The sequence below is a fragment of the Streptococcus parasanguinis genome (assembly GCF_023109675.1).
GTDB classification, from domain to species: domain Bacteria; phylum Bacillota; class Bacilli; order Lactobacillales; family Streptococcaceae; genus Streptococcus; species Streptococcus parasanguinis_I.
The window spans coordinates 35,458-56,892 of the sequence record NZ_JALDUR010000008.1 but is presented as its reverse complement, the minus strand read 5'-3'; the positions used below and the strand labels follow the sequence as shown (position 1 = coordinate 56,892).

Sequence of the window (21,435 nt, the reverse complement as noted above, 5' to 3'; positions counted from 1 at the left end):
ACAGTGTTATTAAATTTAGATTCACTTTAAAGGGGGAATATAATGATACCTGAGTTATTAAAGAGCGTTGAGAGTAAATATACGATTGAAACTGATGGATTAACAATAAAAAATAATGCAATTATCACTAGAAATAATAGTATTCAAATATCAAATTTATCCATGTTAAGTAAAAGTGAATTTAAATCACCAGTCACGCTACGAGATATATTTATTCTGATAATTCTATTTATGATTGGATTGATCCCACCATTTTTAGGATTAATATTATTTGGTTTATATGCATGGTACGTTTATAATAAACACCAAAATCATTTGAAGTCAAAATATTATATAGTATTTAATTTGGGATCAAGTCAAAATTATTTATTGTATTTCGAAGACGCTAAATTTAGAGATACTGTTTTTAATATTATTACGGAATCTTTTAGTAATAAAGCGGAAAATATATACATTGATATAAAAAATCAAAATATAGAGAATTATGATAGTAAAAATATCTATGAAAAGGAAGTATCTCAAACAACTGTATCAGGTAATGATAATGTAGTTGGAAATGATTTTGGTTCAGGTAATAATGTCACACTTAATGGGGACAACAATGTTAACTCAAATATTGTTACAGATTCTATTTTAGAAAAATCTAATATGAATGTTGAGTTTCCGTGGTCGGAACTTTCTAAACAACTTCAACAGATTGTTAACAATGCTTCTGTTCTATCTGAGCAATCTATCGAAATTTTAAAGGATTTACTTGCTGCAACTGACAAAAATAGCGAGTCTGAATTTACTGTAATTGTTAAAGAGAATGCTTCATTTTTCAATCAACAATTTATTAAAGATATAATATCAGGAACTTTAGGCGGAGTTATTTCATCATTACTATCAGGCAAATAAAATTATAGGAGAAACATCATGATCAACCGTTACTCTCGCCCTGAGATGGCGAACATTTGGAGTGAAGAAAATAAATACCGTGCTTGGCTTGAGGTGGAAATCTTGGCTGATGAGGCATGGGCTGAGTTGGGGGAAATCCCTAAGGAAGATGTGGTTTTGATTCGCGAGAAGGCGGACTTTGACATCGACCGTATTTTGGAGATTGAGCAGCAAACTCGTCACGATGTGGTTGCCTTCACACGTGCGGTTTCTGAAACTCTTGGTGAAGAGCGCAAGTGGGTCCACTATGGGTTGACTTCTACTGACGTGGTGGATACGGCCTACGGTTACCTTTACAAGCAGGCCAACGACATCATCCGTCGAGACCTTGAAAACTTCACTAACATCATCGCTGATAAGGCTAAAGAGCACAAGTTCACTATCATGATGGGGCGTACCCACGGTGTGCACGCTGAGCCGACAACTTTTGGTCTTAAATTGGCAACTTGGTACAGCGAAATGAAACGTAACATCGAGCGTTTCGAGCATGCAGCAGCTGGCGTAGAAGCTGGTAAGATTTCGGGTGCGGTTGGTAACTTTGCCAACATCCCACCATTCGTTGAAAAATACGTCTGCGACAAACTTGGTATCCGTGCTCAAGAAATCTCTACACAGGTCCTTCCTCGTGACCTTCACGCTGAGTACTTTGCAGTTCTTGCGAGCATCGCAACTTCTATCGAGCGTATGGCAACTGAGATCCGTGGTCTTCAAAAATCTGAACAACGTGAAGTGGAAGAGTTCTTTGCTAAAGGTCAAAAAGGCTCTTCAGCCATGCCTCACAAGCGCAACCCGATCGGTTCTGAAAACATGACAGGTCTGGCGCGTGTTATCCGTGGTCACATGGTAACAGCTTATGAGAACGTAGCCCTTTGGCACGAGCGTGATATCTCTCACTCATCAGCTGAGCGGATCATCGCACCAGACACAACTATCTTGATTGACTACATGCTTAACCGTTTTGGAAACATTGTTAAGAACTTGACAGTCTTCCCAGAAAACATGATCCGCAACATGAACTCTACATTCGGTCTAATCTTTAGCCAACGTGCCATGTTGACTTTGATTGAAAAAGGCATGACGCGTGAGCAAGCTTATGACTTGGTGCAACCAAAAACAGCTCAATCATGGGATAATCAAGTAGATTTCAAACCACTTCTTGAAGCAGATCCAGAGGTGACATCACGCCTGACTCAAGAAGAAATCGACGAAATCTTCAATCCAACTTACTACACCAAACGGGTGGATGAGATCTTCGAACGCATCGGTTTGGGAGACTAGGCGCAACTAAAAACGGGAATTTGAAAAAAAGACGAAAGAGGCCGGGACAAAAGTCCTAGCCTCTTAATTGTTCTTGGATTGTCGAGCAAGACGCAGTGGTTGAGTGGGCTCTACTACGCTGATTTCATCAGCTTTTACAGCCCTACTCAACTGTGCAGAGGTGGGACGACGAAATCGAATTCTAACGAATTACCGATTTCTGTCCCACTCTCTTTTTAAACTTTTTATAGCTAAACTATCACTAATTATATATATTTTTAAAGAGGTCTTTAGAAATCGTTTTTAACATGCTATACTGGACCTATAAAAAAGACCGAGATGTCTCAGTCTTTTTGGTTCTTAGTGATCGCGGTCACAGGAGATGAACTTGATCTTGTAGTAGTCCCCGCGTTTATAGGTTTCCGTGTATTCAAGGATTTGGCCAGTCGCTTCTAGCTTGGTCGTCTTCACTTGTTTAACCGTTGGGAAATTTTCGTCGATCTTCAATACTTTAGCAATCTTGCTTGGTGTAGGAAAGACGATTTCGTTGACTTCTTCGAAGTGTTCATCATTCATATGAATGTGGTAGTCTTCTTTGAAGCGATCATAGATAGAGCTATAGTATTCCAAATTTGGATAGTTTGGATTGATGTATTGTTCAGGAATATAGGTTTGGTGGAAGATATAGGTATCATCCCCTGTCTGGCGAGTCCGTTCGATCTTATAGTAGAATTGCGTTGGGTTGAGGCCTAGTTTGTCTAGGATGCTTAAGGTATTTCCACGTTTAATAGAGAGAACTTTGACTTTGGCCTTTTGGATTGGGAAGGTTTCAACATCTGAAAATTCAACCAGTTTGTGTTTTCGAGCACGAGAAACAAAGGTTCCTTTTCCTTGCTGGCGGACAATGTAGCCATCAGCAGCGAGGTCGTTCAAAGCACGGACAACGGTGATAGAGCTGACATCATAAATTTTAATGAGTTCAGCTTCAGTATAAAATTTATCTCCATTTTCAAATTTTCCGGAGATAATTTGCTGCTTCAATTCATCTTTGATGTGTTGGTACTTTGGAATTGCCATAGTGCTACCTCTCTTTAGATTTCTCTTATTTAACCCTATTTTAACATATTTTTTATAAAAGTGTTGACATTTTTTAAATAATTTATTATATTAATAAATGAAAAGGGTTACATATAAGAAAGGGGGGGCGTTTATGGGAGTTTTTGAGATTCGCGATGCTTTCTATTTAAAAGATCAACCCTTCAAGATTTTATCCGGAGCGATCCATTATTTCCGAATTGACCCAGCAGACTGGTATCATTCCTTGTATAATCTAAAGGCTTTGGGGTTTAACACGGTTGAGACCTATGTCCCTTGGAATGCGCATGAACCCCGCAAAGGACAGTTTGACTTTAGTGGTCGATTGGATTTAGAGCGTTTCATTCAAACAGCCCAGTCCCTAGGACTTTACATGATTGTAAGGCCGTCGCCCTTTATCTGTGCAGAGTGGGAATTTGGTGGATTACCAGCCTGGCTCTTAGAAGAAGACCTGCGAATCCGCTCATCAGACCCAGCCTTTATCGAAGCAGTGGATCGTTATTATGATCGCTTGCTTGGGTTGTTAACACCCTACCAAGTGGATCAGGGTGGTCCAATCCTCATGATGCAGGTGGAAAATGAGTACGGCTCTTATGGAGAAGACAAGGATTATCTTCGTGCCATTCGGGATTTGATGAAGGAAAAAGGCGTGACCTGTCCTCTCTTTACATCAGATGGTCCATGGCGAGCAACTCTAAGAGCAGGAACCTTGATCGAAGAAGACCTCTTCGTGACAGGAAACTTCGGTTCCAAAGCAGCCTATAACTTTGGTCAAATGAAAGAATTCTTTGACGAATACGGCAAGAGATGGCCCTTGATGTGTATGGAATTCTGGGATGGCTGGTTTACCCGCTGGAAAGAACCTGTGATTCAAAGGGACCCAGAGGAGTTGGCTGAAGCTGTCCATGAGGTCTTGGAGCTTGGCTCCATTAATCTCTACATGTTTCATGGCGGAACCAATTTTGGCTTCATGAATGGTTGTTCAGCTCGGGGGACGCTTGATTTGCCACAGGTGACGTCCTATGACTATGGGGCTTTGCTCAATGAGCAGGGCAATCCGACGGAGAAGTATTATGCCATTCAAAAGATGATGGCGACCTATTATTCGGAATACCCACAGCAAGAACCACTTATCAAAGAGTGTTTACCAGAACAAACCTTGCAATTGGCGGCCAAGACTAGTCTTTTTGGGAATCTGGATAATTTGGCTCAAGTCGAGACCAGCCTTTATCCCGAAAAGATGGAAGAGTTGGGGCAAACCACAGGTTATCTCCTATATGAGACAGACCTTGAGTTGGATGCGGAAGAAGAAAGACTGCGCATCATTGATGGTCGGGATCGGGTACAGATTTACCTGGATGATCAACATGTAGCAACGCAATACCAAACAGAGATCGGTGAAGATCTTTTCATCAAAGGAAAAAAGAAAGCGGTTACGAATTTAAAAATCTTGCTTGAGAATATGGGTCGTGTCAACTACGGGCACAAGCTCTTAGCTGATAGCCAGCGCAAGGGCATTCGCACAGGTGTCTGTGTGGATTTGCATTTCCACCTTCATTGGAAGCAGTACCCACTGGATTTACAAGATCTCAGTCAGCTCGATTTTTCAAAGGAATGGCAGGCAGGTGCTCCAGCCTTTTACCGATATGATTTTCAGCTGGACCACACCCTTGATACCTATCTAGATATGACAGGATTTGGGAAAGGGGTTGTCTTTGTCAACGGCCACAACCTTGGTCGCTTCTGGAAGGTTGGACCGACCACTTCACTTTACGTGCCTCATGGTTTCCTCAAAGAAGGAGCCAATAGCCTGATCGTCTTTGAGACAGAAGGGCGTTACCAAGAGACACTTCAACTTGTTCAACAACCTACATTCAAAGAAGTAAAGGGGGAAAACTTATGACTATTGTAGGATGCCGTATCGATGGACGTTTGATCCACGGGCAGGTAGCCAATCTTTGGACTACCAAACTAAATGTTTCACGTATCATGGTGATCGATGATGAAGTCGCTCAAAATGATATCGAAAAAAGTGGCTTGAAACTAGCGACACCACCTGGTGTTAAGCTTAGTATCTTGCCAGTCGCAAAGGCTGCGGAAAATATCTTGGCTGGAAAATATGATAGCCAACGACTCTTTATCGTAGCTCGCAAACCAGATCGTTTCCTTCGTTTGATCGAAGCAGGCGTTCAGCTTGAAACGCTGAATGTCGGCAATATGTCTCAATCTGATGAGACACGTGCGATTACCCGCTCGATCAATGTGGTGGACGCGGACGTGGAAGACTTCAACAAGATCCACGAAAAAGGTGTGAAAATTACGTCTCAGATGGTGCCAAACGACACTGCAGAAGACTTTATGAAGTTATTAAAGTAAAAGAAAATTTTTAGGAGGAAATTGTCATGATACAATGGTGGCAAATTTTACTACTTACTTTGTACTCAGCTTATCAAATCTGTGATGAGTTGACGATTGTTTCATCAGCAGGATCACCAGTCTTTGCTGGTTTCATTACAGGACTTGTCATGGGGGATTTAAAGACAGGTCTATTTATCGGAGCTTCTCTTCAATTGACAGTGCTCGGTGTAGGTACTTTCGGTGGAGCTTCTCGTATTGACGCAACATCTGGTGCCGTTCTTGCGACTGCCTTCTCAGTAGCAAAAGGGATTGATCCAGAGATTGCTATTGCTACAATCGCTGTGCCGGTAGCAACTTTGTTGACCTACTTTGATATTCTTGGTCGTATGACTACAACTTACTTCGCTCACCGTGTAGATGCTGCGATCGAACGTTACGACTATAAAGGAATTGAACGCAACTACCTTCTTGGTGCTGTTCCTTGGGCTCTTTCTCGTGCCCTTCCAGTCTTCTTCGCGCTTGCCTTTGGTGGTTCTTTCGTAGAAACTGTTGTTACAGGTCTTGCTAATGTACAATGGTTGGCAAACGGTCTGAAACTTGCAGGTCAAATGCTTCCAGGTCTTGGATTTGCGATCTTGCTTCGTTACCTTCCTGTTCGTCGTAACCTTCACTACTTAGCACTTGGCTTTGGCTTAACAGCAATGTTGACAGTGCTTTATAGCAATGTTCAAAGCCTTGGTGCTGCAGTGTCTAGCATTGTTGGTTCTGATGTGTTCGCTAAACTTCCAAAAGAACAAGCTATTACTTTTGTTAACAACTTCAAGAGTGTATCTATGATTGGTATTGCCATTATCGGTATCTTCCTTGCAGTACAACACTTCAAAAACAGTCAACGTACAGTCGTAGCTGCTCCAGCAAGCAATGTAGAAAGCGGGGAAATTGAAGATGACGAATTCTAATTACAAACTAACAAAAGAAGATTTTAAACAAATCAACAAACGTAGCCTCTTCACCTTCCAATTGGGTTGGAACTACGAACGGATGCAGGCTTCTGGTTACCTTTATATGCTTTTACCTCAGTTGCGTAAAATGTATGGTGATGGCACTCCAGAATTGAAAGAAATGATGAAATTGCATACGCAATTCTTCAATACTTCACCATTCTTCCACACCATTATCACTGGTTTTGACCTTGCTCTGGAAGAAAAAGATGGTGTCAAATCAAAAGATGCGGTGAACGGGATCAAGACAGGTCTCATGGGACCATTCGCTCCTCTTGGGGACTCAATCTTTGGATCATTGGTACCAGCTATTATGGGTTCAATCGCAGCAACTTTGGCTATTGCAGGAAACCCAGCCGGTATCTTCTTGTGGATCGCTGTGGCAGTTGCTTATGACATTTTCCGTTGGAAACAGTTGGAATTTGCCTATAAAGAAGGGGTTAACCTCATCAACAATATGCAAAGTACCTTGACAGCTTTGATCGACGCAGCTGCCGTTCTGGGTATCTTCATGGTTGGTGCCTTGATTGCCAGCATGATTGGTGTTGAAGTTTCTTGGACTCCACACATTGGGGACAAAGCGATTGAAATTCAAGATATGCTCAACCTTATCTTCCCACGTTTGGTACCAGCTATCATCACAGGTGTAATCTACTGGTTGCTTGGACGTAAGGGTATGAACTCTACAAAAGCTATCTTGCTCATCATCCTTGCAGCAATCGCATTCTCAGCATTTGGCCACTTCTTCTTTGGAATGGAATAATGGAGTAAGGTATGGCAAAAGAGTTAGTATTGGTCAGCCATGGTCGCTTTTGTGAAGAGCTCAAAGCGAGCACAGAGATGATTATGGGGCCACAAGAATCCATCCATACGGTTGCACTCTTACCAGAAGAAGGGCCAGAAGACTTTACCGCTAAATTTGAAGCAACAGTCCAAGGTCTAGAAGACTATATTGTATTTGCCGATCTCTTGGGAGGAACTCCTTGCAACACTGTGAGTCGCTTGATCCTTGAAGGACGTGCGATTGACTTATACGCAGGGATGAATCTTCCGATGGTCATCGAATTCATCAATAGTAGCCTGACTGGTAATGAAGGGGACTACCCTGAACGTGCAAAAGAAAGTATTGTCAAGGTCAATGACCTCTTGTCAAACCTTGATGATGATGAAGATGAGTAGGTTGGTATGGGAGTCTGGGAGCATCATCTCAGGCTCCTTTCCCATTTATCAACGTTAGATTGTAGAAAGGAACAACAGGTTCTATGTTAGACTATACAAAAGAAGACTTGCAGGAGCTAGGAGCAGAGATCACAACACGTGAAATCTACCAACAACCGACGGTTTGGAAAGAAACAGCTCGCTTGTATCAAGAAAGAAAAGCGGAAATAAAAGCTTTCTTAGAAAAAATTGGGCAAGAGCATGACTATATCAAGGTCATCTTGACAGGGGCTGGGACCTCAGCCTATGTGGGAGATACCTTGGTTCCATATTTGCAGGAAGTACACGATGAACGCCACTGGAATTTTCAATCCATTGCGACGACGGATATCGTAGCTCATCCTCAAACCTATTTGAAAAAAGAGGTTCCGACTGTTTTAGTATCTTTTGCCCGGAGTGGCAATTCGCCAGAAAGTGTCGCCACCGTGCAGTTGGCTCAAGACTTGGTTGATGAGCTCTATCAGATCACCATTACCTGTGCCGAAGAAGGAAAACTGGCCCAGCAAGCCCACGGAGATGAGCGCAATCTCTTGCTTCTCCAACCTAAAGAAACCAATGATGCCGGCTTTGCGATGACCTCTAGCTTTACCTCTATGCTTTTGACAGCTCTCTTGGTTTTTGATCCAAGTGAGGAAGAGATCAAGGAAAAACGAGTAGCAGAGCTGGTTGATCTATCTGAGCAAATCTTGGAGAAGGACCGTGCGGTCAAGGAAGTGGTCGATCTAGACTTTGAGCGCGTGATCTATCTGGGAGCAGGACCTTTCTTTGGCCTAGCCCATGAAGCCCAGCTCAAGATTTTGGAATTAACGGCAGGCAAAATCGCAACCATGTATGAGAGTCCTGTCGGATTCCGTCACGGTCCAAAATCCCTCATCAATGATCAGACCCTCGTCTTGGTCTTTGGAGCCATTGATCCTTATACCCGTCAGTATGATCTGGACTTGGTTCGAGAAGTTGCAGGGGATCGGATTGCCCGTCAAGTTGTCCTCTTGACCGATCAAGCTGCAGGGATCGAGCATGTACGGGAAGTGTTGGTGAAAGCATCAGCAGACTCCCTAGATATCTACCGTGCCTTCCCATACATTATCTACGGTCAGTTGATTTCTCTCTTGACTTCGCTCAAGGTGCAAAATCGCCCAGACACGCCATCACCAACTGGTACTGTCAATCGGGTTGTTCAAGGGGTGATCATTCATCCATTTCATAAAGAATAGCCACTAATTTTCTATAAAAAGTGGAGTGTTTCTTCTTGTGAAACTGATACAATGGAGAAAAACAGTGAGAGGAGAAGGTTTGTGAAACAGTATCAAGAAAGCGTGTTTGGGGAATGGCAGAATCAAGAGGTTCGGGCTTATCGCCTCGAAAATGACAAGGGTTACCAATTATCTGTCATGACCTATGGGGCGACGATCTTAGAATATGTGACGCCTGATAAAGAAGACCAGTTTACGAATATTATTCTAGGCTTTGATCGCTTTGAGGACTATGTGGGCAATAGCCCTAAATATGGGGCTAGTATTGGCCCGGTAGCTGGCCGGATTGCAGGAGCTAGCTTTGAACTCAATGGTCAAACCTATCACTTGGAAGCTAATAATGGTACCAACTGCAACCACAGTGGACCGACGGGTTGGGATAGCGCTTTGTTTAGCGTGGAGTCGGTAACGGATCAGGAAATCACTCTCTATACAGAACGGGCGGATGGAACCGGTGGTTTCCCTGGAAGTCTCAAGATCTGGGTAACCTATGGTTTGACGGAAGATGGTGAACTCGAGATTGCTTATCGGGTAGAAACGGATCAAGATACTCTAGTTAACCCGACCAACCACAGCTATTTCAACCTATCTGGGAACTTCACCCAACCGATCAATGACCATGTCTTTCAGATCAACCATCAAGGGCTTTACCCTATCCATCCAGACGGTGTTCCTCTTCAGACCGTGGATAGAGAAAGTCCGGTTGTTCAGCATCTCTACCAAGCTATGCTCTTGGAGGATCTTTTTAAGGACTCTGATCCGCAAATCCGTTTGGTAGAAGGATTAGACCATCCATTCGCTCTTCCAGAAGGGCATGAAAATGCTGGCTTCCTTTACCATCAGCCATCTGGACGTTTCTTGACCTTCAAGTCAGAAGCCCCAGCCTTGGTGGTGTATTCAGCCAATTTCGTAGACGAAACGGTTCATCTGCAAGGCCAACCAATGGTTCAGCACAATGGCTTGGCTCTAGAATTCCAAACAGTGCCAGATGCCATTCACAGTGACCAGGCTGCAAAGGTCATCTTGAGAGCAGGTCAAGTCTTTACCAGCAAGACTAGCTACCATGCCATCGCTAAGAAATAAGGAGGAAAGGGGTGACCCAAACAAGGATGTGAAATCCTTGCTTGGGACCTCCTCTTTTTCTCGAAAAAAATTTTTTAGAAAAACTATAAGAAAAGTTTAAGCTTCCTATCGTATACTAATACCATCATCAAAGACCTCCTAACTTTGAATGATAAAACTCCTAAAACTTTTTCATAATAATCTCCCTATAAGAGCCACCAAAACCGGTGGCTTTTTCTATGTACCTTAGCGAACGTTAGTGAGCTTAGGTACATTGATGCAGTTTGAGCGGAGCGAAAACTACGTTCCTTATTCTTTACGAGCATTAGCGAGTTTAGGTACATTGATGCAGTTCGAACGCAAGTGAGAACTACGATCTTTAAAAAATTAATGAGGTGAACTCAGAGAGTTCAACCGAACCAAAGGTACCGAAGTATTTTAATAGAGCGTAAGCTCTTTATTTTTTTGCACAGAAAAAAGCTCCTTGAGAAAATCTCAAGGAGCAGTGGAATGACTACTTGCCCGTTGCATCAGACACTTTTTTGAATTTTGCTGAAATAATCGTATTTAGATTATTCCGTCCATCGCGTTGCTCAATCGTCAACGTTAAAATATCTCCATCAATAGAGTATTTATACGTAGTTTCTTTAGCGACAGGTCCAATGGACATGGTTGCAAGTTGCACAATATTGATAGCTTCTGGGAAGATAATCGTTTGGTTTGCTGTATCTAATTTACCGTTCTTCAAGACAGAATGAATTTTAGCATTACCTTTATCAAATTCATAAGTTGTATTGGGCAAGTCCTTAGCGCCATCCTGTAGATTGACTGATAATTTGGTAAATTGATCTTTAATATATTCGTCTTTCGTTTGAGTCACTTTAGATGCATCTTTTTGTTTTAAGTAATCGTAGAACCTTCCAAAACCATCTGCTAGAGATACAGTATAGTCGAATTCAACAGATGTATCTGTAATGTTCAACGTTGGTTTTAAATCTTTCCATGCCTCAGGATAGATCAGCTTGATAGCCGAATCATCATTGTCAAAATCTTTAAAGGCTAAGCTACGTTCAAGAGCTGGTCGGAAGTCGATGGCTTGCCATTTTCCTTCAATTGGAACGGGGTCTTTTTGAGTAGTGCTTCCTTTACGTTTGAAGTGTAGTTCATAGTGAACTGGAAGATTATTTTTCTTCGCTTTTCCGTCAATCGTGACATAAAGCATGTCGTCTTTTAATTTGTAGTGATATGTGTTTGGCGAAACGCGATTTTCACCGAATGAGAAGAAGAATAAGTTTGCTACGGAAAGTCCTTCATCAAAGGTCATTGTTTTGGCACCTTGATCAATAGAACCCGTTGCTTCGTAGCTAAACACGCCAGTATCTTTATTCATGCTGACTTTGTATTTCTTAAAGTCGCTTGCAAATCCTTCATGAGAGTCATACATGATTTTTTTGAATTCTTCTTCAGTCTTGCCTCTAGCTTCTGTTGTGACAGTGGAGAAAGCTTTAATAAAGTTATCAATGTTATAGTCGTATTTAATGGTTGCCGTGTTGTTTTCAATCTTCATGTCCATTTTGAAGTCTTTAACAGATTCAAGCAAGTGTGCAAAGTGGATTCCATGGAGGGTATAGGCTCCGATGGATTCCGTTAAAGCATCGAGAGTATCGACTAATTCCCATTCGCCATCAATCGTTTCGACTTTTGGTGTTTCTGATTTAGCGGCATTTTTAGAGCCACTTTGTTTTTGAGAACAAGAAGCTAGTAGGAAGACTGAGAGCAGAGCAACGAATGCTAAAAATAATTTTTTATAACGTCTAATCATCGCTAGACCTCCTTAAAATAGATGATTGTATTACGCTTATATTATACGTGCAACACAATTGTTTTGCAAGGGCTTTCAAACGAATCACAATTTTGTTTTGTAACTTGACCGATTATTCAACATAAGAAACGTAAAAATTGTATGTAGCAGAGTACCCAATAGATGAGATTCTCAAGGTTTCCTAAATTATTTTTTTGAACAGAAAAAAGCTCCTTGAGAAAATCTCAAGGGGCAGGGAGTTATTTAATTAGTTTTAGGATCTGAAACTTTCTTGAATTTCATCGGATAAACGAGATGTGCTCCTGTTTCTTCGAATGTTTTTTCAGCGTAAATTGTAAGGATGTCACCATTCAATTCGTAGTGATAAGTAATTGGTACGTCTGTAGAATTAATATAAAGAGGTAGAACTCCAAAGATGTTTGGAACTTCAGGGAATACGATCGTTTTTGCTTTCTCGTTTAAAACCCCATCATTTAACGTTGCAGTTAACACTTTTGTATTGTTATCAAACGTTCCAGTTTGATGTTTAAAGCTTTCAAATTTCTTTTCTCTTACGCCTAGAAGGATGGCAGTAGCTTCTTCTTTTGTAGGATATTTATCTTTATTCTGTTCAGCATAAAAATCAATATACTTATTCATATCTGCACTATAAGAATAAGTTACATCTGTTCCTGTAATTTTTAGAGTCGGAACGATATCTTGGAAGGCTTCAGTAACCTTTAATCGACTATTAGCATCACCATAATAAATTAAGAAAGTACGTTCCACTGTATCTCTAAAATCTACAGCTTTCCAGTCTCCTTCGAGTGAGACTGGGGTCGGTGCTACTGTGGTAGTTTCTGCAACTGTTGTAGTCTCAGCGGTTGTTTGTTGCTGCTGTTGTTGTTTCTGTTGTTGTTGCCCACATCCTGATACAAATAGAAGAGCAAGAAGGGAAAACATCCATAGGGAACTTTTTTTCATATTGTTCATGATTGATCACTCCTTCTAATGATTGTCTCCTACGTAATTGAAACGAAGACGTATTACTCTAAAATGACTTTGTTCATCTTTACCTTCAGCATAAAGTGTTAGTTGGTTACCTTCAACAGTGTAAGTATAAGTAATTGGTACAAGCGAGTTATACGTGGTTCCCATAACAATTCTACTTAAAAATGTAGGTGTTTCAGGGAACGTAATAGTATGTTTCTGCGTATCGATTTCGCCAGTTAGAGAGTAATCATAGGCATCATTAGGTTCGTCAAGAGTAATCTTTGTATGTTTCAAATTTGGAATATAATTCTTAAATTCAGCAGTTTTATTTTTTAAATACGATTCATAATTCGCTTTGTTCTCTCCTGTTGCAAATGCTTGATCCTCATACAATTCTCTGTAATCAAAATGGTACTTCAATTCAACGGTTTTATCTTTAATGGTCATCGTCATTTTAACCTTATCGAAGTCATCAAGCATTAGTACAGCGGCAAGTTTTTTGATATTAGAAGCTAGGAATACTTTCTGAATGGTCATTTGTTGGTCAGTCCATTCCCAAGTTCCTTGTTGATCCTTTGTAAGATCTTGTGGTGCTTTTATTGTTTGAGGAGATTTATCTGTTTGAGAAGACTTATTTGTTTTAGAAGACTGCGATGGAGAAGACTGACATCCCGCAATAAGGAGCACTGCAAAGAATGCCAAGAAACCGAAAAGGATCTTCTTTGTTTTAGTAAACATAAATTTACCTCCTAAACGTTGTTGCTTTAATTTTATCATTAAAGGAAATAATTATAAAGTGAAATGGTGAGCGAGATATGAAGAAGAAGGGACCGTATAATAAAAAGAAAGGTTGACGATGAGGGCAACTGTTCAACTTTTTCTAACGAACGACGGTGTGAACTAGGATCTTTAAAAAACACATTCTATTTATGGTACCGAAGGTATCATTTTTTGCTATAATAGACTGTATGAGTAGAATTTTAGACAATGAAATCATGGGCGATGAAGAGGCCGTTGAACGGACGCTACGCCCGCAATATTTACATGAATATATTGGTCAAGATAAGGTCAAGGACCAGCTGAAAATCTTTATTGAGGCGGCGAAGCTTCGGGATGAGGCGCTGGATCATGTCCTTCTTTTTGGTCCTCCAGGCCTTGGGAAAACCACCATGGCTTTTGTCATTGCCAATGAACTGGGCGTCAATCTCAAGCAGACTTCTGGTCCTGTCATTGAAAAGGCTGGTGACTTGGTAGCCATCCTCAATGATCTAGAGCCGGGGGATGTCCTCTTTATCGATGAGATCCACCGTCTGCCTATGTCAGTCGAAGAAGTGCTTTACAGCGCCATGGAAGATTTTTACATCGACATTATGATTGGCGCTGGGGAGAGCAGCCGGAGTGTCCATCTGGACCTTCCTCCTTTCACTTTGATTGGGGCGACAACGCGAGCTGGGATGCTGTCCAATCCCTTACGCGCTCGCTTCGGAATTACGGGGCACATGGAATACTATGAGCAAGATGATTTGACAGAGATTGTCGAGCGGACCGCCGAGATCTTTGAGATGGAAATTACCCACGAAGCTGCCGAAGAGCTTTCTCTTCGTAGTCGTGGGACCCCTCGGATTGCCAATCGCTTGCTGAAACGGGTGCGCGATTTTGCCCAGATCATGGGCGATGGCTTAATTGACGATACTATTACAGACAAGGCTCTCTCTATGCTGGATGTGGACCATGAAGGGCTGGACTATGTCGATCAAAAGATCCTGCGTACCATGATTGAGATGTACGGCGGTGGCCCGGTCGGCCTTGGGACTCTATCGGTCAATATTGCCGAAGAGCGCGAGACCGTAGAAGATATGTATGAGCCTTACTTGATTCAAAAAGGCTTTATCATGCGGACCCGGACAGGGCGCGTGGCGACCCGTAAGGCCTATGAACACCTCGGCTATCCCTACAATGGAGACTAGAAGAAGATGCTGACGGAAGAAGCAATCGTAGAACAGATCCAAGCGGATCCGGAGATGATGAAAGTCTTGGCTATTATTCGGGATCTCAACTTGGCAGATGCCTGGTTAGCAGCGGGTGCGGTGCGCAATTTCATCTGGAACAAGCTCTCTGGAAAACCAGGGTTTGACGCGACAACCGATATGGATCTGGTCTTTTATGACCCTGCGATCAGTTATGAGGAGACTCTCCAGATCGAGCAGGAATTAAAGAAGACTATCCCCAGTACGCTTGGGAAGTGAAGAATCAAGTCTATATGCACCAGCATAGTCCTGGGACGGCTCCTTATCGCAGTGCCTGTGATGCGGTTTCCAAATACCCCGAGCAGTGTACGGCACTTGCAGTTCGCTTAAGGAAAGAGGATCAGCTAGAGCTCTTTCTCCCTTATGGGACAAAGGATATCGAAGACTTCATCGTTCAGCCGACTCCGCATTTTTTAGCCAGTCCAGAGCGTTTAGCGGTTTATACAGAGCGGATGAAAAAGAAAAATTGGCAGAGTAAATGGCCTCCATTAGAGGTTCGTTTTCCAAAATAGAGAAACAGATCAGATTTGAAAAAGGAATCTGATTTTTCTTTAAAATGATGGAGTCCCTTTGTCATCTTTCTGTCACATTTTTGTTATAATAGTAATAGTATGCTGGTTTTCCATAGTGGAAAGCCAAGAGCTCAGCTAGGTTGGGCAGTCCGAACAAGGAGTTAGGTGGAATCATGAAAAAAATCGTCTTTGTCTGCTTAGGAAATATTTGTCGGAGCCCCATGGCGGAGTTTGTCATGAAGGACTTGACGGATCAGTATGAGATTGAAAGTCGGGCAACCTCTAGCTGGGAACATGGCAATCCCATCCATCGGGGAACCCAGAAAATCTTTCAACAACACCAGGTCCCGTATGATCCAGCTAAGACTTCCTTACAGATCAAGGAAGAGGATTTTTACAACTTTGATTTGATCCTAGGGATGGACGAAAACAATGTAGCAGATCTGAAGCGAATAGCTCCTGCAGGGACAGAGCACAAGATTCATCTTTTTGCTGCTGAAAGTGTGCCAGATCCATGGTACACAGGAGATTTCGAAGAGACCTATTCCAGAGTCCTGAGCGGCTGTAAGGCTTGGTTAGATCAGTTAGCAACTTCCTAAGAGTTTGATATGTGAGAGAATACAGAATATGAAAGAATTTTATGAGACTTATAAGGTCTATCTAACACGAAAAAATTTAGAAATAGCAGCATTAGTCGTGATTATTCTATCTGCTTTGATGGTTTTCTTTTCAGCCATTCCAGGTCAGGGCGTCTTGACCCTGGATAAGGGGGCGATCCGTTACGACGGAAGTTTGGTCCGTGGCAAGATGAATGGCAAGGGAACCGTCACCTTTAAAAATGGGGATACCTATACAGGTAACCTCGTCAACGGCTCTTTTAGTGGCTATGGTAAGTTTAAGTCCAAGGATGGCTGGACCTATGAAGGGCAGTTTGTTAATGGCCAGCCGGAGGGCAAAGGCACCTTAACCACAGAAGCCAACGTCGTATACAAAGGAACATTCAAGCAGGGGATTTATCAAAATGCGCATTAAATGGTTTTCACTAGTCCGTGTTACAGGACTCTTATTGGTATTGCTTTACCATTTCTTCCAAAAAGCCTTTCCTGGAGGCTTCATTGGGGTAGATATTTTCTTCACCTTCTCAGGATTTTTGATTACAGCGCTCTTGATCGATGAATTTGCGCGCAAGCAAGGAATCGACTACCTGGCATTCTTGAAACGGCGCTTTTACCGGATCGTACCACCCCTTGTCTTTATGGCCTTGGTCGTGATGCCCTTTACCTTTATGGTCCAACGGGACTACGTGGCTGGTATTGGGACTCAGATTGCGGCGGTCTTCGGTTTTGTGACCAATTTCTTTGAGATGGCAACGGGTGGTAGTTACGAAAGCAACTTCATTCCGCATCTCTTCCTTCATACCTGGAGTTTGGCCCTAGAAGTGCATTACTATGTGCTCTGGGCACTTTTGGCATGGTTCTTGGCTAAGCGGGCTAAGACGGTTGGAAAGTACCGAGGCATGCTCTTCTTAGCATCCAGCGGGCTCTTTCTCTTTACCTTCTTGTCCATGTTCATCCGCGCCTTTCTGACAGCTAACTTCTCCACTATCTATTTCTCTAGTTTTACTCACATCTTCCCCTTCTTTGCGGGATCGTGCCTAGCAACGGTAACAGGGATTGCTAATGTCAGCCCGAACTTTACAAAGCTGGTGCAGTCTTGGAGTATGAAAAAGACTTTGTCGGTCTTGGGTGGAAGCTTTGCCTTCTTGTTTGTGCTCAGTCTTTTCTTGCCGTTTGATAGCTTGTGGACCTATCTATTTGGCTTTTTAGCAGCGACAATCGCAGCTTGTGCCATGATTCTGTCGGCCCGCATTCTCCATGAAAAGACTCCAGATAAAAAAGAACCAGCCATCCTCAATTTCTTGGCAGATACCAGTTATGGTGTCTACCTTTTCCACTGGCCTTTCTTTATCATCTTCTCTCAACATTTGGGAAATATGATGGCAGCCCTTGTGACGACGATCGTTTCCTTGATTTTAACGGCTCTGTCTTTCTATATTTTGGAGCCAACCATTGCAGGCAAAGAGCCTCGTGTCTTTGGTATGAAGATGGATCTCAGTTTTTTGACCAAACCGATCTTTTACCTCATGATTCCTCTGGCTCTCTTGATGATTGGAATCTCTGCCTTTGCACCAACCGTCGGAGCTTTTGATGAGAGTTTGGTAGTGAGTGGGCTCAATCAAGCAGACAGCAAAATGCAGGTCACACGGACGCAAGTGGACAATGCGACTGCAACAGACTATAACGTCTCAAATGGTGTGACCATGATCGGTGATTCGGTTAACTTGCGAGCGCAGGACTACCTAACCAAAGCGATCCCGGGCATCCAGATCGATGCAGTGGTGAGCCGTCAGTTGGAAAATGGAATGAAGGTCTTTGAGACCGATATCTCCAATAAAGTTCTCCTAAAAAATGTGGTCATTGCCCTAGGAACCAATACTGTAAGCAACTACAAAGAATTGCTGGATCAGTATGTTGAGAAACTTCCAAAAGGCCGTCGCTTGATCCTTGTGACACCATATGATGGGCGCTATGCCAACGATCAGTCCAGTGAATCGGTTCAAACGCGTCTTTATGAGTTGGAACTAGCTAAGAAATACGACTTTATCACCATTGCGGACTGGTACCAAGTAGCAATTGAAAATCCAAACATTTGGGTGGGAACAGACTCTGTTCACTTCAATATGGAAACCAATGGTGGGGAACTCTATGCTCAAACAGTCAAAGAAGCCCTTGATAAGGCCGAAAAGGGTCCGGTCAAGAAGTAACAATGCTTCTCTGAAACTGAAACAAAACAAATCCTAACAAAATAAAACAAAAAGCAACTTTTTACTTGTAAAAAGCTGCTTTTTTTAGTAAGATTAAGAAAACGCTTACAAAAATCAATTGAAAATATCACTTTGTGAAGAAAAAAATTTTTTAATTATTTCTTCACAATTTTGCTAAAGAATTGCTTTCACAGCAATACGATTGATAAAGTTTTCACAAACTTCGAAAAATTCTTTGTGAAAGTTGCTTGGAAGTGTTTACAAAAATCTCAAAATAGAGTACAATTATATTGTGAAATAATTAACAAATCGAAATTTCTTACACTATTCTTGAAAATTTCCGAAAACATGAAAAAGTTCTAGAAAAGGATAAGGGTTTCAAACATTGGAGGAAAGCATCAAATGGCTGATAAAAAAACTCTCTCACCTGAAGAAAAGAAACTCGCTGCTGAAAAACACGTAGACGAGTTGGTGCAAAAAGCGCTGGTGGCGCTTGAAGAGATGCGCAAATTGAATCAGGAGCAAGTGGACTACATTGTGGCGAAAGCATCTGTAGCGGCTCTTGACGCTCACGGTGAGCTCGCTCTTCATGCTTATGAAGAAACTGGTCGTGGAGTCTTTGAAGACAAGGCGACGAAGAACTTGTTCGCTTGTGAACACGTAGTAAATAACATGCGTCACACCAAGACAGTTGGGGTCATTTCAGAAGATGACGTCACTGGTTTGACCCTTATTGCTGAGCCAGTCGGTGTTGTCTGCGGGATCACTCCTACAACCAACCCTACTTCAACAGCAATCTTTAAAGCATTGATTTCCTTGAAGACACGGAACCCTATCGTCTTTGCCTTCCACCCATCTGCTCAAGAATCATCAGCTCATGCGGCACAAATCGTACGCGATGCGGCAATTGCAGCTGGAGCACCTGAGAACTGTGTGCAATGGATTACCCAACCTTCTATGGAAGCAACTAGTGCCCTGATGAACCATGAAGGAGTTGCTACGATCCTTGCGACCGGTGGTAACGCCATGGTGAAAGCGGCTTATTCTTGTGGAAAACCAGCTCTTGGGGTAGGTGCCGGAAACGTACCTGCTTATGTTGAAAAATCAGCTAATATCCGCCAAGCAGCACACGATATCGTCATGTCTAAATCATTTGACAACGGAATGGTTTGTGCGTCTGAACAAGCGGTCATCATCGATAAAGAAATCTACGATGAGTTTGTTGAAGAATTCAAATCTTACCACACTTACTTTGTTAACAAAAAAGAAAAAGCCCTTCTTGAAGAGTTCTGCTTCGGCGTAAAAGCTAACAGCAAAAACTGTGCGGGTGCGAAATTGAATGCGGACATCGTTGGGAAACCAGCAGCATGGATCGCTGAACAAGCTGGCTTCTCAGTCCCAGAAGGAACCAATATCCTTGCTGCAGAATGTAAAGAAGTTGGTGAAAAAGAGCCTTTGACTCGTGAAAAATTGTCACCAGTCATCGCTGTTTTGAAATCTGAAAGCCGTGAAGACGGAATTAACAAAGCTCGCCAAATGGTTGAATTCAACGGTCTTGGTCACTCAGCAGCCATCCATACTGCTGATGAAGAATTGACCAAAGAATTTGGTAAAGCAGTTAAAGCTATTCGTGTGATCTGCAACTCTCCTTCGACTTTCGGTGGTATCGGGGATGTTTACAATGCCTTCTTGCCATCATTAACACTTGGATGTGGTTCTTACGGACGCAACTCTGTTGGGGACAACGTTAGTGCCATCAACCTCTTGAATATCAAAAAAGTCGGACGCCGGAGAAATAACATGCAATGGATGAAACTTCCTTCAAAAACATACTTTGAACGTGATTCAATTGAATACCTACAAAAATGTCGTGACGTTGAACGTGTCATGATCGTTACAGACCACGCTATGGTAGAGCTTGGTTTCCTTGATCGTATCATCGAACAGCTTGACCTTCGTCGCAACAAGGTGGTTTACCAAATCTTTGCAGACGTAGAACCAGATCCAGATATCACAACTGTTGAACGTGGTACAGAGATCATGCGTGCCTTCAAACCAGATACGATCATTGCTCTCGGTGGTGGATCACCAATGGATGCGGCCAAAGTTATGTGGCTCTTCTACGAACAACCAGAAGTGGACTTCCGTGACTTGGTACAAAAATTCATGGATATCCGTAAACGTGCCTTCAAATTTCCATTACTTGGTAAGAAGACCAAATTCATCGCTATCCCAACAACATCTGGTACAGGATCTGAAGTAACTCCATTTGCCGTTATCTCTGATAAAGCCAACAACCGTAAATACCCAATCGCAGACTACTCATTGACTCCAACAGTTGCCATCGTAGACCCTGCCTTGGTATTGACAGTTCCAGGATCTGTTGCAGCAGACACTGGTATGGACGTCTTGACGCACGCGACAGAAGCTTACGTATCACAAATGGCTAGCGACTTCACAGATGGTCTTGCTCTTCAAGCTATTAAACTTGTCTTTGAAAACTTGGAAAGCTCAGTCAAGAATGCGGACTTCCATTCACGCGAAAAGATGCACAATGCGTCAACCATCGCAGGTATGGCCTTCGCCAATGCCTTCCTCGGTATTTCTCACTCAATGGCCCACAAGATCGGTGCGCAATTCCACACCATCCACGGACGGACCAATGCCATCTTGCTTCCATACGTTATCCGCTACAACGGTACACGCCCAGCTAAGACAGCTACATGGCCTAAGTACAACTACTACCGTGCAGATGAAAAATACCAAGATATCGCTCGTATGCTAGGACTTCCATGCTCTACTCCAGAAGAAGCCGTTGAAGCTTACGCAAAAGCTGTATACGAACTCGGTGAACGCTGTGGTATCGAAATGAACTTCAAAGCACAAGGCATCGATGAAAAAGAATGGAAGAAACATTCTCGTGAATTGGCCTTCCTTGCTTATGAAGATCAATGTTCACCAGCTAACCCACGTCTTCCAATGGTAGACCATATGCAAGAAATCATCGAAGATGCTTACTATGGTTACAAGGAACGTCCAGGACGTCGTAAATAAGACGCCAAGGAACAACTGATGTTTATCAGCTACCCCCACTCGAA

General features: G+C 42.5%; 18 protein-coding genes and 1 pseudogene. 15 read left to right on the top strand and 4 right to left on the bottom strand.

The window, feature by feature from the left end; all coding sequences use genetic code 11:
- Positions 1-42 precede the first annotated feature (42 nt).
- Both M1G14_RS07005 and purB read left to right on the top strand, forming a co-directional pair.
- Complete coding sequence (locus tag M1G14_RS07005) at positions 43-897, top strand: hypothetical protein (protein ID WP_247926441.1); 855 nt, start codon at positions 43-45, stop codon at positions 895-897.
- Positions 898-915: 18 nt separating this feature from the next.
- Complete coding sequence (gene purB, locus M1G14_RS07000; RefSeq protein ID WP_247926440.1) at positions 916-2,214, top strand: adenylosuccinate lyase; 1,299 nt, start codon at positions 916-918, stop codon at positions 2,212-2,214.
- Positions 2,215-2,553: 339 nt separating this feature from the next.
- On the opposite strand, the gene M1G14_RS06995 is transcribed toward purB, so the two are convergent.
- Positions 2,554-3,270 (bottom strand): GntR family transcriptional regulator, encoded by a 717-nt coding sequence (locus M1G14_RS06995; protein WP_049475225.1) that lies wholly within the window; start codon positions 3,268-3,270, stop codon positions 2,554-2,556.
- Positions 3,271-3,403: 133 nt separating this feature from the next.
- Here M1G14_RS06995 and M1G14_RS06990 point away from each other — a divergent pair, with 133 nt between their 5' ends.
- The 7 genes from M1G14_RS06990 to M1G14_RS06960 all read left to right on the top strand — a co-directional run bounded on the left by M1G14_RS06990 (position 3,404) and on the right by M1G14_RS06960 (position 10,201).
- Complete coding sequence (locus M1G14_RS06990; RefSeq protein WP_247926439.1) at positions 3,404-5,191, top strand: glycoside hydrolase family 35 protein; 1,788 nt, start codon at positions 3,404-3,406, stop codon at positions 5,189-5,191.
- Positions 5,188-5,664, top strand: coding sequence for a PTS sugar transporter subunit IIB (locus M1G14_RS06985; RefSeq protein ID WP_003009322.1), 477 nt, complete (start codon positions 5,188-5,190; stop codon positions 5,662-5,664). The genes M1G14_RS06990 and M1G14_RS06985 overlap by 4 nt, the downstream gene beginning before the upstream one ends.
- A gap of 26 nt (positions 5,665-5,690) precedes the next feature.
- Positions 5,691-6,605 (top strand): PTS mannose/fructose/sorbose/N-acetylgalactosamine transporter subunit IIC, encoded by a 915-nt coding sequence (locus tag M1G14_RS06980; protein ID WP_049483971.1) that lies wholly within the window; start codon positions 5,691-5,693, stop codon positions 6,603-6,605.
- Positions 6,592-7,410 carry a PTS system mannose/fructose/sorbose family transporter subunit IID gene (locus M1G14_RS06975; RefSeq protein ID WP_247926438.1) on the top strand — a complete coding sequence of 273 codons (819 nt, stop codon included), beginning with the start codon at positions 6,592-6,594 and terminating at the stop codon, positions 7,408-7,410. Before M1G14_RS06980 ends, M1G14_RS06975 begins: the two co-directional genes overlap by 14 nt.
- 11 nt (positions 7,411-7,421) lie before the next feature.
- A complete protein-coding gene (locus M1G14_RS06970; RefSeq protein ID WP_003002366.1) occupies positions 7,422-7,826 on the top strand; it encodes a PTS sugar transporter subunit IIA in 405 nt (134 codons plus the stop codon).
- 83 nt (positions 7,827-7,909) lie between these two features.
- Positions 7,910-9,079, top strand: coding sequence for an SIS domain-containing protein (locus M1G14_RS06965; RefSeq protein WP_049475228.1), 1,170 nt, complete (start codon positions 7,910-7,912; stop codon positions 9,077-9,079).
- 81 nt (positions 9,080-9,160) lie between these two features.
- Entirely contained in the window at positions 9,161-10,201 is a 1,041-nt protein-coding gene (locus M1G14_RS06960) for an aldose epimerase family protein (RefSeq protein WP_247926437.1), read from the top strand.
- Between the two features lie 493 nt (positions 10,202-10,694).
- On the opposite strand, the gene M1G14_RS06955 is transcribed toward M1G14_RS06960, so the two are convergent.
- The 3 genes from M1G14_RS06955 to M1G14_RS06945 form a co-directional block, all read right to left on the bottom strand.
- On the bottom strand, positions 10,695-12,002 hold the full coding sequence (locus M1G14_RS06955) for a hypothetical protein (RefSeq protein ID WP_247926436.1): 1,308 nt from the start codon (positions 12,000-12,002) through the stop codon (positions 10,695-10,697).
- Positions 12,003-12,245: 243 nt separating this feature from the next.
- Positions 12,246-12,974, bottom strand: a complete 729-nt coding sequence (locus M1G14_RS06950; RefSeq protein ID WP_247926435.1) for a hypothetical protein — start codon at positions 12,972-12,974, stop codon at positions 12,246-12,248.
- A gap of 15 nt (positions 12,975-12,989) precedes the next feature.
- Positions 12,990-13,712 carry a hypothetical protein gene (locus M1G14_RS06945; RefSeq protein WP_247926434.1) on the bottom strand — a complete coding sequence of 241 codons (723 nt, stop codon included), beginning with the start codon at positions 13,710-13,712 and terminating at the stop codon, positions 12,990-12,992.
- Between the two features lie 230 nt (positions 13,713-13,942).
- Between M1G14_RS06945 and ruvB the strand changes: the two genes are divergently transcribed.
- The 6 genes and pseudogenes from ruvB (at position 13,943) to adhE (ending at position 21,391) form a co-directional block, all read left to right on the top strand.
- Complete coding sequence (ruvB, locus tag M1G14_RS06940; protein WP_021154208.1) at positions 13,943-14,941, top strand: Holliday junction branch migration DNA helicase RuvB; 999 nt, start codon at positions 13,943-13,945, stop codon at positions 14,939-14,941.
- Positions 14,942-14,947: 6 nt separating this feature from the next.
- Positions 14,948-15,513, top strand: a pseudogene (locus M1G14_RS06935) (nucleotidyltransferase family protein).
- A gap of 173 nt (positions 15,514-15,686) precedes the next feature.
- Complete coding sequence (locus tag M1G14_RS06930; RefSeq protein ID WP_247926433.1) at positions 15,687-16,112, top strand: low molecular weight protein-tyrosine-phosphatase; 426 nt, start codon at positions 15,687-15,689, stop codon at positions 16,110-16,112.
- A 28-nt stretch (positions 16,113-16,140) separates the two neighbouring features.
- Entirely contained in the window at positions 16,141-16,545 is a 405-nt protein-coding gene (locus M1G14_RS06925) for an MORN repeat-containing protein (protein ID WP_049485592.1), read from the top strand.
- Positions 16,535-18,337, top strand: coding sequence for an acyltransferase family protein (locus M1G14_RS06920; RefSeq protein ID WP_247926432.1), 1,803 nt, complete (start codon positions 16,535-16,537; stop codon positions 18,335-18,337). The genes M1G14_RS06925 and M1G14_RS06920 overlap by 11 nt, the downstream gene beginning before the upstream one ends.
- A 402-nt stretch (positions 18,338-18,739) precedes the next feature.
- Entirely contained in the window at positions 18,740-21,391 is a 2,652-nt protein-coding gene (gene adhE / locus M1G14_RS06915) for a bifunctional acetaldehyde-CoA/alcohol dehydrogenase (protein WP_021154214.1), read from the top strand.
- Positions 21,392-21,435: the final 44 nt, after the last annotated feature.

What these genes read in the sequence shown, in the direction of transcription:
- ruvB (WP_021154208.1), top strand. Translation starts at nt 13,943, where the DNA reads ATGAGTAGAATTTTAGACAATGAAATCATGGGCGATGAAGAGGCCGTT.
- adhE (WP_021154214.1), top strand. Translation starts at nt 18,740, where the DNA reads ATGGCTGATAAAAAAACTCTCTCACCTGAAGAAAAGAAACTCGCTGCT.
- M1G14_RS06945 (WP_247926434.1), bottom strand. Translation starts at nt 13,712, where the DNA reads ATGTTTACTAAAACAAAGAAGATCCTTTTCGGTTTCTTGGCATTCTTT.
- M1G14_RS06980 (WP_049483971.1), top strand. Translation starts at nt 5,691, where the DNA reads ATGATACAATGGTGGCAAATTTTACTACTTACTTTGTACTCAGCTTAT.
- purB (WP_247926440.1), top strand. Translation starts at nt 916, where the DNA reads ATGATCAACCGTTACTCTCGCCCTGAGATGGCGAACATTTGGAGTGAA.
- M1G14_RS06920 (WP_247926432.1), top strand. Translation starts at nt 16,535, where the DNA reads ATGCGCATTAAATGGTTTTCACTAGTCCGTGTTACAGGACTCTTATTG.
- M1G14_RS06995 (WP_049475225.1), bottom strand. Translation starts at nt 3,270, where the DNA reads ATGGCAATTCCAAAGTACCAACACATCAAAGATGAATTGAAGCAGCAA.
- M1G14_RS06990 (WP_247926439.1), top strand. Translation starts at nt 3,404, where the DNA reads ATGGGAGTTTTTGAGATTCGCGATGCTTTCTATTTAAAAGATCAACCC.
- M1G14_RS06965 (WP_049475228.1), top strand. Translation starts at nt 7,910, where the DNA reads ATGTTAGACTATACAAAAGAAGACTTGCAGGAGCTAGGAGCAGAGATC.
- M1G14_RS07005 (WP_247926441.1), top strand. Translation starts at nt 43, where the DNA reads ATGATACCTGAGTTATTAAAGAGCGTTGAGAGTAAATATACGATTGAA.
- M1G14_RS06950 (WP_247926435.1), bottom strand. Translation starts at nt 12,974, where the DNA reads ATGAACAATATGAAAAAAAGTTCCCTATGGATGTTTTCCCTTCTTGCT.
- M1G14_RS06970 (WP_003002366.1), top strand. Translation starts at nt 7,422, where the DNA reads ATGGCAAAAGAGTTAGTATTGGTCAGCCATGGTCGCTTTTGTGAAGAG.
- M1G14_RS06925 (WP_049485592.1), top strand. Translation starts at nt 16,141, where the DNA reads ATGAAAGAATTTTATGAGACTTATAAGGTCTATCTAACACGAAAAAAT.
- M1G14_RS06975 (WP_247926438.1), top strand. Translation starts at nt 6,592, where the DNA reads ATGACGAATTCTAATTACAAACTAACAAAAGAAGATTTTAAACAAATC.
- M1G14_RS06930 (WP_247926433.1), top strand. Translation starts at nt 15,687, where the DNA reads ATGAAAAAAATCGTCTTTGTCTGCTTAGGAAATATTTGTCGGAGCCCC.
- M1G14_RS06985 (WP_003009322.1), top strand. Translation starts at nt 5,188, where the DNA reads ATGACTATTGTAGGATGCCGTATCGATGGACGTTTGATCCACGGGCAG.
- M1G14_RS06955 (WP_247926436.1), bottom strand. Translation starts at nt 12,002, where the DNA reads ATGATTAGACGTTATAAAAAATTATTTTTAGCATTCGTTGCTCTGCTC.